Raw genomic sequence first — 12,604 nt, 5'->3', positions numbered from 1 at the left:
TAAGGCATGAATTCAATTTTTGATCAAAAATTTGGAACAAATAACGAATGTTTCCAAGCATTTTTTGGGCTTCTTTTGATCTAGTGGCGAACGAAAATACCAGAGTCGAAATGACAACTCTGGTAGTCTTTCTATTTGTATAAATCTTGAATTGGCTCAAAGATGATCTTTTCAAGATCTGCAAGATAAATAGACAATTGCTGTTGTTTAGTGAAAAATTCATTCACAATCGGACTTGCTTGGATTTTTTCCATATAGTCCTTCATTTCTTGTTGCACAGCTTCTGTTGGAAGTTGACCGGATTGCATCAAGCCTTGCAATTGATTTTGGAAAGCGACGTATTCGTCAAACAGCGTTTTCGCTTCTGGATTTGCTTCGATCGCTTGCTTGCTTTCTACGACAGCCTTATATTCAGGAAGGTCTCGTAGGGTCCGAGAGAGTTCATTTGCTACATCATAAATATTTGCCATTTTCTAGGCTCCTTTACTGATAAGATACTTCTATTATACTGCTTTTCCTTCAATATTCCTAAAATGAAGCAGGTCTTTTGATGCAAATCCTTCTTTAGACCTAGCGAGCAAGGACGGTATAAGACGTCGCTTGGCTGATCAATGTTTGAGCCCGCTCCTGATCCTCTGCATTTTTAAAGGTCAGCTGCAAAATCCCGTGGATATCTTCCCGATTCTCTTCATTGATGTGAATATTGACCAAGGAAATCCCTTGTAGGAGTTGTAAGATTTCGAGAATCACACCTTCCTTATCAGGGACATCGATAAAGAGATCATAGGCACTATCACGTCCAGCACGCTGATGGATCTGCATTTCTTTTCGGTGCTTGCGCCCTTCTTGGAAAAAGGACCAAACGGCCTCTTCGTTATCTGCTTGGATGGTTTCAGCCACTTGATCCAAACGGTCTTTGAAATCTGCAATCCGCTCTAATATCGCTTGAGGGTTGGACAAGAGAATAGAGGTCCACATGCCCGGCTCACTTTCCGCAATCCGTGTCATATCCCGAAAGCCACCAGCTGCAAAACGGCGGGTCATTTCATGCTCTTCCCCATAAGCTACAGCCTGCTCGACCAGAGTCGAGGCTAAAATATGAGGAAAATGGCTGATCTGAGAAGTCACCCGATCGTGTTCCTCGGCGTCGATTTCAATAAATCGAGATCCCAATCCACTCAGAAGCTCTTTCAACTCTTCCATGGCACCCCCTGTGGTCAAGCTGGAAGAGGTAAAAATATAATAAGCGTTCTCAAATAAGGTTGCATCTGCTGCTGCAGCACCTGTCTTATGACTACCAGCCATGGGGTGTCCTCCCACAAAGCGTACATCCTTATCTGTAAATACCTTTTCAGCTTGTGCGACAATTTCTGACTTGGTAGAGCCTGCATCTGTCACCAGTACCCCGTCTTTCAAATGCAAGCTAGCTAAGGTTTCTAAGTAAGATTTGGTTTGCTTAATCGGAAGCGCCAAAATAATAATATCCGCTAAAGGGGCAAAGGCTGCGAAATCATCCGTCACCTGATCCACCATTCCCCTTTCAAGGGCGATGGTTCGAGAGGCTTCACTACGATTGTACCCAAGAACAGTCACGTTTGGGTGGGCCCTTTTAATCCCTAGCGCGAGTGAAGCACCAATCAAGCCCAAGCCTGCAATATATACAACTTTCTTCTCCAAAGGAAAACTCTTTCTCTTAAAAATTCTTAGTAAAGTCCCGGTGCTTAGCAACGGCTTCTTTCAATTCTTCCAAGTTATCGGATGAGAATTTTTCAAGCACTTCTGTCGCAAGGACCGTTGCGACCACTGCTTCCATCACCACTCCTGCAGCTGGGAGAGCCGTTGGATCGCTGCGCTCAACCGTCGCCTTATAAGGCTCATGAGTTTCAATATCCACACTCATCAAAGGTTTGTAGAGGGTCGGAATAGGCTTCATGACGCCACGAACCAGAATGGGCTCACCATTGGTCATCCCCCCCTCAAAACCACCAAGATTATTGGTGCGACGGGTATAGCCAGTGTCCTGAGACCAGATGATTTCATCCATGACTTGACTACCTTTTAGGCGACCTGCGTCGAACCCAAGACCAAACTCCACTCCCTTAAAGGCATTGATAGAGACCACCCCTTGAGCGATTTTGGCATCCAATTTCTTGTCCCATTGCACATAGGATCCTAGTCCAACAGGCACACCGCCAACCAAGGTTTCCACAATTCCCCCGATGGTATCGCCATCTTTTTTCACTTGGTCAATGTAGGCCTTAACGGCTTCTTCTTGTTCTGGCACAACGATCGAAACTTCCGACTTTGCTGCCTTTTCCTTGATTTCTGAAACGGTTAGATTCTCGGGAATTGCAATCTCGATTCCCCCAAAATTAACAATGTGGCTGGCCACTTCAAGGCCGATCTCTTCTAAAATCCGTTTAGCAACTGAACCAACGGCTACACGCATGGTCGTCTCACGGGCAGAAGAACGTTCAAGGGAATTACGAAGATCGTCAAAACGGTATTTGATCCCTCCGACTAGATCGGCATGACCGGGACGTGGCTTGGTGATCTTACGCAGATTTTTCTTTTTCTCTTCGACCGGTGCTACATTCATGATCTCTAGCCATTTTTGATGATCCATATTGGTCACGTTCAGAGTAATCGGACCTCCCATGGTCAAGCCATGACGGACCCCTGATGTGATCTCGACCCGGTCACTCTCAATTTTCATCCGAGCACCACGACCATAGCCACCTTGTCGACGTTTGAGCTCTTTATTAATATCCTCTTCAGATAAAGGAAGGCCTGCCGGAACCCCCTCGATGATGGCTGTGAGTCGAGGTCCATGGGACTCTCCTGCTGTTAAATATCTCATACCGACCTTATTCCTTTCTTTCTAAAAAGTCCTTCATTTCTTGAAGAGGGATTTGATGAATCGCTGCTTGCCCCAACTCTGGAACAATTACTAATTTCAAGTTCGTCCCACGCGCCTTTTTGTCATGGGTCAAGGCTTGATAAAGGGCTTCTTTATCCCAGTTCTCATAGGTCACCGGAAGGCCAAATTTCCGGCACATTTCTTCAATTTTTTTAGCGATTCCCTTTGGCATCAGGCCCTTTTCTTCTGCAACTCGGGACAGCTGCACCATACCCATACTGACAGCTTCCCCATGCATAACCTGTCCATAACCAGCTGTCGCTTCAATGGCATGCCCAATGGTATGACCAAAATTGAGATACAGTCGAATACCATTGTCCAACTCATCTGCCACCACATGGTCTCGCTTCACCAGGCAAGAATGGGAAATGATGCTCTCTGCATGCTCTAAAATACTCTGGACAGAACCATCCATGGCTTCCAATTCTTGCCAAAGTTCCGTATCTTGGATAAGACCATACTTGATGACTTCGCCCATTCCCTCGATCAATTCACGTTGCCCCAACGTGCTCAACACTTCAGGATCAATAAACACACCATCTGGTTGAGCAAAGGTCCCTACCATGTTTTTAGCAAGTGCTGTGTTGACTCCTGTTTTTCCTCCGATAGAGGAGTCCACCTGTGCGGTCAAGCTAGTCGGGATCTGAACAAAGGAAATTCCTCGCATATAGGTCGAGGCAGCAAAACCAGCCAAATCACCAACTACGCCACCCCCAAGAGCAACGATTCCATCACTGCGCGTCATGCCCTGGGTAGCTAGAAAGTCATAAACTTTTGAAACAGTGGTTAGATTCTTACTGGCTTCCCCTTGAAGAAACTCAAAGCGCACCACTTGAAAACCAGCTTTCTCAAGGCTCTTCTCTACGATAGAGGCATATAGCTTAGCCACGCGGTTATCGGAAATGATCGCGACTTTTTTATCGCCCCAAAGAGTGCGCAACCAGTCTCCAACCTGGTTGAGACCACCTCTTTCAATCACAATATCATAGGAATGTCCAGGAATAGGTACCGATACGTTCATAGGAATCTCCTTCACGTTTTTCTTTGATTCTATCTTATCATGAAATAAGGCACATGTCTCAATCAAAATGAAAAAGAGACTAGAGCAAGACTGTTTTTTTAAAAATCAGTTCTTGTTCTAATCTCATAAAGCTTTTTCAATAGGAAAAGGTAACCCCCTCTCTTAGTCACATACAAATTGGCGATATTCTGTTGTCAATGCTTCCCATACAGACTCTGTAGGAAATACTTTCCCAGTCATTAATTCAAAGGCTGCTTCAGCTTGATAAAAGAGCATTCCCAGCCCATTTACCCTCTGGTTTCCTTGATTCACTGCTAATTGCAGAAAGGGGGTCACTGCCGGATAGTAAGCCATCTCTACGATTAAGGCATGTGGGGGAAAGGTCAAGTGACTCGCTATCGGAAGAGACTGACCATCCATCCCAACACCAGTCGCATTTAAGATGAGATCGGCTTGATTAAAGGAGCTTTGAACGTCTTCATTTTTCTCAATCGCATACAATTCTATCAAGAAATCAAAGCCATCTTCAATCAACTGAACGATTGAACGATAATGAACCAATCTCTCCTCTCTCACAAAGACAAGGATACGTTTTACACCTAGATGAATCGCCTGTGCAATAATCGCTAAAGCTGCACCACCTGCACCTAAGAGAACCATTGTTTTTCCCTTAATGGAGAAAGCTGGAGGTAAACTACGAAAGAAACCAATCCCATCCGTATTATAGCCTTTAAGCTTGCCATCACGGTGAACGATGGTATTGACAGAACCGATCTTTCGGGCCATCTCATCCACTTCATCTAAGTAAGGAAAGACCTTCTGCTTGTAGGGCATGGAGATATTAGCCCCAATCATATCTAACTTGCGAATTTGACTGATGGTGCTTTCTAGGTCTTCTTCAGCAATATCCCAAGCCAGGTAAGCAGCATTGATCGCTGTTAATTCATAGGCTAGATTATGGATGAAAGGAGAGATACTATGACGAATGGGATGGGCAATGACCGCTGCCATCCGAGTATATCCGTCAATCTTCATTTAATAACTCCCGAATTCTTCTCATATTTTCAAGAGGAATTTGACCTGGGGCGCTTTCATCTCCGACTCTAGCATAAGACCAGGAAGAGCCTGTCAAATCAGCTGTCAAGCGCGAAATCTTCCCGACCTTACCCATCGAAATGGTGACATATTCTTGCTCAGGATTCAGCGTCTTGAAACCACGCGTATAATTCATCAAGTCAAGAACATCTTGTTCATTGTGGGCCATGACAGATACTTTGACTAATTTTGGAGAAAAGCTGGTCAATTCCGATAAGATCTCCATCATATTTTCCGGAGTTTCTTGGAAATTGTGGTAGCTGAGAACAAGATTTGAAAATTCCAACATCTCTTCAAAGACGTCACGATGGCTATAAAACTCGAAATCGATATAATCCGGATGATAGATGGATTGAATATCTTTCAGGATTCCAACATATTCTTCATTAGTCAGCTCCATCCCTCCACCTTCAGCTCGAGTCCGCAAGGTGAATAAAATTTCGCGTCCAGCAAATTTCTCAAAAACTGCAGGAGCGACGGTTAAGATCTCGCTTTTTTCTAAAAAGTCCGCACGCCACTCAATAACATCTGCATCCTCGTAACGCGAACCATCTAGTTGTTGCGCCTCTTCTAAGGAGCGAGGCATAATCGAAACAACTAACTTCATACATCCACCCTAATCGTAAATACTTTTAAGTAATTACTACTTTCTTCTTTCTTGTTCCATCGAAAATCACCCGGAAGACCGTATTCCGCTACATAGCGATGCTTACGTCCTTGAAATCCCTTTTCGATTTGTTTTTTAAATTTTTCTTTGGTCACATTAGCCGCATTGGTACTGAGAATCAAGGTCCCACCTGGATTTAAAATCTCGAGGGCCTCGCTGACCAACCGATGGTAATCTTTAGCGACTGAAAAGGTCCGCTTTTTATTCCGCGCAAAGCTAGGCGGATCGAGTACGATCACATCATAGCTTAACTCATGGCGTTTGGCATATTTATAATAATCAAAGACATCCATCACGACAAAACGATGAGCATCTAGCGCCAAGCCATTTGCCACAAAATGCGCTTCTGATAATTCTCTACTTCTCTTAGCCAGATCAACCGATGTTGTCTCAACTGCTCCACCCATTGCCGCAGCCACAGAGAAGGCCGCCGTATAGGAGAACATATTGAGCAAGGACTTGCCAGCTGCTAAGCCCTCTACCAAGCTACCTCGAACTTCATGCTGATCCAAAAAGATTCCCGTCATCAAACCATCATTGAGAAAGACTTGGTAAGAGACCCCATTTTCAAGAATCAAAAATTCTTGCGGTGCTTCTTTACCATAGACAAGAGCCGATTCATAGTCCAAGCCTTTAAAGCGAATCTTTTCATAGCCACCTCGGACTTCTGGAAAAGCCTCTTGAAAGGCCGCTAGAATAGTTTCCTTGATCTGAAATACGAAGGGATTGTACCAAGAAAAGACAACAAACTCACCATACAAGTCAACCGTGAAACCACCAAAACCATCTCCCTCTTGGTTAAAAAGACGAAAGGCTGTCGTCGTTTCATCTGCATAATAAGAACGACGGTATTGCTTAGCTTTGATGAAAAGCTTTTTAAAAAAGTCTTGATCAAAAGCGACCAACTCTTGCGAAACAAACCATCCAATCCCTTTATTTTGTTCAGATAAGTATCCGACTCCGAGGGATTGTCCATCTCCTGAAAGCAATTGAATCGCTTGATCCAAAGCAGGAAGTGAGTCAAAATCTTGCTTTTCAAGAAGAGATTGTCCTTGTTTGATTTTTGTTGCGACCTGGCGACTGACCGTGAGTTTTTTCATACCCTCTATTATAGCAAAAGTCTGAGGTTTTCACAAAGGGAGGCTTTATTTACTAGAACTTTTTTTACCGTTTTATCCTAGCTTTCATCATTTAGCTTCAAATGATATAAAATGCCGGATCTTTCCTATTTCTTTCCTCTCCTTTACAGTCATTTTTTTCTTTCTCCATAAAATTGTGGTATACTTGTATATGAAAATTTTTAGGAAATAAGACAAGGAAGTAACATTTTGTGAAAAAAATTACGAATTCGATACTCAATTTCATGAGTACCAGACTAGGATTTGTCTTGACCCTTCTGTTGCTCTACTGGTTCAAAACCATGTGGGCCTATTCAGTTGATTTTAATTTAGACATTCAGGGACCGTATCAGATTTTTCTAGCAGTGATCAACCCATTGCCGATTAGTCTGCTCTTCATTGGTCTTGCACTTTATATCAAACGAACCAAGCTCTTTTATAGTTTGGCCTTTGGGATCTACCTTCTCTTATTTATTTGGTTGATTTCCAACTCCATCTATTATCGAGAGTTTACAGACTTCGTAACGGTCAATACCATGTTGGCTTCCAGCAAGGTTTCTGCCGGTCTCGGAGCTGCTGCTTTAGAATTGTTCCGACCTTGGGATGTGATCTACATTCTAGATTTCCCTATTCTAGCTTTCTTCTTCTTTAAGAAATGGATTCGAATGGACAATCGTCCCTTCAATAAACGAGCTAGTTTTGCGGTTACCTCTTTATCGGCTATGCTCTTTTCGGCCAACCTTTTCCTCGCAGAAATTGACCGACCTGAGCTCTTGACTCGTGGGTTCTCAAACTACTATGTCGTTCGTGCCCTAGGCTTACCAGCCTTTCTGGGTTATAGCGCTAATCAGACCTATGCTGCCAACAAAGAACGTTCCAAAGCCTCCGAAGCAGATTTAAAACCGGTGGAAGAATATATCCAACAGCATTATGCCAAGCCTAATCCTGAGTACTTTGGAATGGCCAAAGGCCGTAATGTTATCTACATTCACTTGGAAAGTTTCCAACAATTCTTGATCGATTACAAGTTGAAAGTAGACGATAAAGAATATGAAGTGACACCTTTCTTAAACTCACTTTACCACTCGAAAGAAACCTTTGCCTTTTCAAATGTTTTTAACCAAGTTAAGGCAGGGAAAACGTCTGATGCGGAGACCATGATTGAAACAGGCCTCTTCGGACTCAACCAAGGTTCCTTTATGGTGAACTATGGTGGAACCAATACCCAACAGGCTGCACCATTTATTCTTTCAAAAAATGGTTACAACTCGAGCGCTGTTTTCCACGGGAATGCTGGAAGTTTCTGGAACCGGAATACCGCCTATAAACAATGGGGCTACAATTACTTCTTTGATGCCAGCTACTTCACCAAACAAAACAGCAGCAATTCCTTCCAGTATGGTCTTAATGACAAATACATGCTCAAGGATTCCATCAAATACCTAGAAAGATTGCAACAGCCTTTCTATACGAAGTTCATTACGGTTTCCAACCACTATCCTTATACAACTAGCTTGTCAGGAGATGATCTCGGCTTCCCTCTAGCTAAGACTCAGGACGAAACCATCAATGGCTATTTTGCGACCGCTAACTACCTAGATTCTTCGATCAAGGCCTTCTTTGATTACCTGAAAGAATCTGGTCTTTACAAAAATTCCATCATCGTTCTCTATGGGGACCACTACGGAATTTCAAACTCCCGCAACCCAGCTCTTGCCCCTCTACTTGGTAAGAACTCTGAAACGTGGTCAAGCTATGACAATGCCATGTTGCAACGCGTTCCTTATATGGTAGTTATTCCTGGAATGGACAAGGGAGGCATTATCAACACCTATGGTGGCGAAATTGATATGCTCCCAACCTTGGAACATTTGCTAGGCATTGAATCCAACAAATTCCTCCAAGTTGGTCAAGATATGCTCTCACCAGATCATGATCAAATCGTAGCCTTCCGCTCCGCTAACTACTTTGTGACTCCTGAGTATACGAGCTATAGTGGCCGGACCTATTACACCAAAACAGGTGAGGAAATCACGAACCCAGACGAAAAAACCAAGGAAGAACTGGACAAGATTGGGGAGGCTGCTAACCTGCAATTGAAGATTAGCGATAGCATCCAGACCGGTGACCTCCTTCGCTTCTTCAAGGGCAATGATCTTGGAAAAGTCAATCCAGATGATTATTCCTACACTAATTCCTTCAAGGCATTGAAGAAGATTGAAAAGGAAAAAGGTGACAAATCAACCAGCCTTTATAACCAACGTGGCAATCAGTCCACCGTTGATCTCTTCAAGGCACCTACTTATAAAGAATTGCACCCAGAAGACGATAGTTCTTCCTCAACAGAGACCAGTAGCAGTTCTTCTAAATAAAGAGAATCCCTGAGTTTAAAAACTCAGGGATTTTGTGATTTCTTTAAAAAGATTACGCTTTACCTTCATCTAGGACTTCAAAAACAGAAGCTGTTAAATTCTCCACATAGAATGGTCGTTTATGACGACTATTCCCAACCATCAATTTCAATTTATTTGAATTTTGGAGGTAATATGGAAGTCCGCTGGCGTTGAAGATGACCAAGTACTTCTTGTCTCCTGTTAGTTCAAATATCAGAAGTCCACTACAATCAGTTGCAGATTGGATAAAGACTTGTTGGTAGATTTTATCATAGCTTTCAAGCCCTAAGACAGGAAGACTTGTCTTCAAATTGATCAAGCTTCGGATATAGGCAATTGATTCCTTGTTTTGACTGACCAGATCCCAGTTGACCTGATTCACAAAATCTGGAGCATTGTAGGAATTCATGGCCCGCTCACGATCCAAAGGTGTGATCTCTCCATCAGGACCTGTCGCTACCAATTTAGTCCGCATAAACTCTTGACCCAATTGCATAAAGGTCATACCCTGGAAGAGCAGGTTCATGGCCGTAGCCAACTCTGAGCGCTTGACTAAGCCTGCTACTTCTTCATTTGGATGGAGGGTCTGAAGCAAGTCATAGAGATTATAATTGTCATGAGCCTCCACATAATTCAAAACCTGAGTCGGACTTAAATAATGACCCAGCTCCGCACTACCTAGAACAGCACGCGCAACGATATTCTCTGTTGATTTTCGGCTGACAAAGCCACGTTTGATGGAACCATAAACCTCAGCCCCTTTAATAGCATCGCGCTCCGTGTCGTTAAAGAATCCAATACGTGGCAATTGCGCCGCATTGTCTTTCTTAGCCTTATCCTCTGGTGCGAGACCGGTTCCCATGTCCCAACCTTCTCCATAAAGGAGAATGCGAGGATCCAGAGCATCCATCGCCTCCCGAATAGCATTCATTGTCGTCACATCGTGAATGCCCATCAAATCAAAGCGGAAACCATCGATCTGGTACTCTTTGACCCAGTGCGTGAGGGAATCAATCATGTACTTGCGGTACATTTCATGCTCACTCGCCGTCTCATTACCGACACCTGTCCCATTTTGGAAGCGCCCATCTGGCTCCATCCGGTAATAATAATCCGGAACTGTATTTTGGAAAGGACCATTCTCAGTTGAGTAGGTATGATTGTAGATCACATCTATGACTACAGAAATCCCAGCGTCATGATAAGCCCGGATCATCGTTTTAAGCTCTTTCATGGTTTGTTTGGGATTGGATGGATCTGTTGAAAAACTGGTTTCTGGTGCAGAATGATTCTGAACGTCGTAACCCCAATTGTAGGTCACACGACCTTCTTCATCGTACTGTTTATAGCGATCAGATATCGGCTGCAATTGCACGACATTGACCCCTAACTGACGGATATAATCAAAGGCAGTCGCATCGCCATGGCTATTGACAGTTACTTCTTGGCAAGCCCCCAGATAGGTCCCACGCAAAGACTCGTCCACACCTGATGTCGGTGACTTGGTCAAATCCCGAAGGTGCATCTCATAGATCACTGCTTGACAAGGATTGTCCAGGCGCCAGGGAGTCGCATCGGCGCCTTTTTTAGTGCCCCAATCAAACTGACGATCCGCTCTTGAGAGAATGGCTGAGCGCATCCCGTCCGCTGTCGTTGCAATGCTATAAGGATCGCGCGTTACTTGAGTATGGTGTTCAAAATGCACACGATATTGATAGGCCATGCCACTTAAATTTCCTAGAAAATCTAGAATCCAAACACCTTGGGTGTTTTCTGGATGGTAGCTAGACTCTTGTTTGCCTCGCATCATCGGAATAGTCTTCCAAATAGGCGCATCCAACTCTGTTGATTGATAGAGCAACAATTCAACTTTCTTAGCAGTAGGGGCCCACAGCTTAAAGCAATACTCCCCTTCTTCTTCACGATAACCAAGCCAGCCTTGATAAGCCCATTTGGTGTCAAATTCCTTGGCATGGGTCGCCATATCGTAGGCATGAGGCTGACGATGACTATAAGCATGACTCGTCAAAGCAGCTTGCAAAGAATAATAGACAGTATCGTCCCCATCGAGAATCCAAACTTCTCGAACATGCCCTTCTGGTAAGAGTTCGATTTCAAAATCACGGGTTTTGGTGAGCCAATCTCCTTCTTTAACCAAGACATGACCCCGGCTCAAGGCATCCTCACTCTCGTATACCAGATTTCCCTCTACTCCAAAATAATCCAACTTGGAGAAAGAGACTGATTTTCCTTCTACTTGATCCTGCCATTGCCACATATCATAGGCAAAATAATTTCCTTTTTGCTTATGAAAATGAAGCTTTACATGGTATTGTCGCATAACATTTTCCTATTTCCAATTTGATACCGAAGGAACCATTCGCTCGTGAAACACGTACATGGTTCCAACTATTTGTTTTTATTCTTCAGATGGGTGAACCAAAGCATCGTTGTTGATTTCATCAATATTTGCAAAGAATTCCAAGTGATTATGGAAGACTTCCAATTCAACTGGAGTATCTCCTCCGTACTCCCCATCTAGATTGATACGGAATGGTTGAGCATTTTTTCCTAACATTTCGATCGTCAACTTCTTGGTCTTGAGATATTCTACATTTTCATCGTGCACATGCTTGCCTCCATTGATGGCCTGAATCATCAAGGACAACATGTTAAAGAGCTTAGCAGTTTTTACGATAATCAAGGTAAAGTTCCCATCATCAAGCTTAGCATCTGGCGCGACACTTTCAAAGCCGGCAATCGAGTTGGTCAAAGCCACAAATATCATAGACGCTGGCCCTTCAAAGACACCATTGTCGTGCTCAATCCGTACCTTACGAGCCTTATTTCGCGGCAACATTTTAGCAGCTTCTGCTACATAGGCAAAGTAACCCAAGCGAGATTTAACACTACTTGGAACACTGAAGGTCAATTCTGTCATGGTTCCTGCTGCAGCAATGTTGATGAAATACTTGCTGCCATAGGCACGACCAATGTCCATTTGAATGGTTTGATTCTTTTCGATAATGCGAGCAGCCGCCACAGGATCTCCCATCGGTATCTTCAAGGCACGCGCATAGTCATTGGTGGTACCGGTCGGGATAAAGGCCATCTGCGGACGATTTTCCAGACCTGCAACCCCATTGACCACTTCGTTAATCGTACCATCTCCACCAGCGGCAATGATTAAATCAAAGCCTGCCTTAGCGGCTCTTTCTGCTTCATTTTGGGCAGAAAATGGTTCTGGAGTCGTTTGATAAGCGCTAGTTTCATAGCCCACATCTTCGAGTACGTCCAAGACTTCCGCTATATTTTTCTTGATAATTTCTTGCCCAGAGGTCGGATTATAAATTAAACGGGCTTTTTTGATTCGTTCTACCATAAAGATCC

10 protein-coding genes are annotated in these 12,604 nt (G+C 43.7%); 1 reads left to right on the top strand and 9 read right to left on the bottom strand.

Features of this window, described 5'->3' with window-relative positions:
- Positions 1-131: 131 nt before the first annotated feature.
- The 7 genes from I2E70_RS01370 to I2E70_RS01340 all read right to left on the bottom strand — a co-directional run bounded on the left by I2E70_RS01370 (position 132) and on the right by I2E70_RS01340 (position 6,803).
- Positions 132-470, bottom strand: coding sequence for a YlbF/YmcA family competence regulator (locus I2E70_RS01370; RefSeq protein WP_003014453.1), 339 nt, complete (start codon positions 468-470; stop codon positions 132-134).
- A 100-nt stretch (positions 471-570) separates the two neighbouring features.
- The gene (locus tag I2E70_RS01365) at positions 571-1,677 is read right to left on the bottom strand and encodes a prephenate dehydrogenase (protein ID WP_195423071.1); all 1,107 of its coding nucleotides are present in this window, start codon (positions 1,675-1,677) and stop codon (positions 571-573) included.
- A 16-nt stretch (positions 1,678-1,693) separates the two neighbouring features.
- The gene (gene aroC, locus I2E70_RS01360) at positions 1,694-2,860 is read right to left on the bottom strand and encodes a chorismate synthase (protein WP_195423069.1); all 1,167 of its coding nucleotides are present in this window, start codon (positions 2,858-2,860) and stop codon (positions 1,694-1,696) included.
- 7 nt (positions 2,861-2,867) lie between these two features.
- A complete protein-coding gene (gene aroB, locus I2E70_RS01355; protein ID WP_195423067.1) occupies positions 2,868-3,941 on the bottom strand; it encodes a 3-dehydroquinate synthase in 1,074 nt (357 codons plus the stop codon).
- 162 nt (positions 3,942-4,103) lie between these two features.
- Entirely contained in the window at positions 4,104-4,976 is an 873-nt protein-coding gene (gene aroE / locus I2E70_RS01350; protein ID WP_195423065.1) for a shikimate dehydrogenase, read from the bottom strand.
- A complete protein-coding gene (gene aroD / locus I2E70_RS01345) occupies positions 4,966-5,643 on the bottom strand; it encodes a type I 3-dehydroquinate dehydratase (RefSeq protein ID WP_070673930.1) in 678 nt (225 codons plus the stop codon). Before aroD ends, aroE begins: the two co-directional genes overlap by 11 nt.
- Complete coding sequence (locus I2E70_RS01340; RefSeq protein ID WP_195423063.1) at positions 5,640-6,803, bottom strand: class I SAM-dependent rRNA methyltransferase; 1,164 nt, start codon at positions 6,801-6,803, stop codon at positions 5,640-5,642. Before I2E70_RS01340 ends, aroD begins: the two co-directional genes overlap by 4 nt.
- A 230-nt stretch (positions 6,804-7,033) precedes the next feature.
- On the opposite strand from I2E70_RS01340, the gene I2E70_RS01335 reads away from it, so the two are divergent.
- Positions 7,034-9,193, top strand: a complete 2,160-nt coding sequence (locus I2E70_RS01335) for an LTA synthase family protein (RefSeq protein WP_195423060.1) — start codon at positions 7,034-7,036, stop codon at positions 9,191-9,193.
- Positions 9,194-9,245: 52 nt separating this feature from the next.
- Here I2E70_RS01335 and pulA read toward each other — a convergent pair whose 3' ends face one another.
- Together pulA and I2E70_RS01325 are read right to left on the bottom strand one after the other, a co-directional pair.
- Positions 9,246-11,555 (bottom strand): type I pullulanase, encoded by a 2,310-nt coding sequence (gene pulA, locus I2E70_RS01330; protein WP_195423058.1) that lies wholly within the window; start codon positions 11,553-11,555, stop codon positions 9,246-9,248.
- 78 nt (positions 11,556-11,633) lie between these two features.
- Positions 11,634-12,596, bottom strand: coding sequence for a diacylglycerol kinase family lipid kinase (locus tag I2E70_RS01325; protein ID WP_003006748.1), 963 nt, complete (start codon positions 12,594-12,596; stop codon positions 11,634-11,636).
- Between the last annotated feature and the right edge of the window lie 8 nt (positions 12,597-12,604).

Source organism: Streptococcus parasanguinis (assembly GCF_015556095.1).
Taxonomy (GTDB): domain Bacteria; phylum Bacillota; class Bacilli; order Lactobacillales; family Streptococcaceae; genus Streptococcus; species Streptococcus parasanguinis_Q.
Note: the sequence above shows the minus strand (reverse complement) of the source record. Positions and strands in the feature narration are given on the sequence as shown.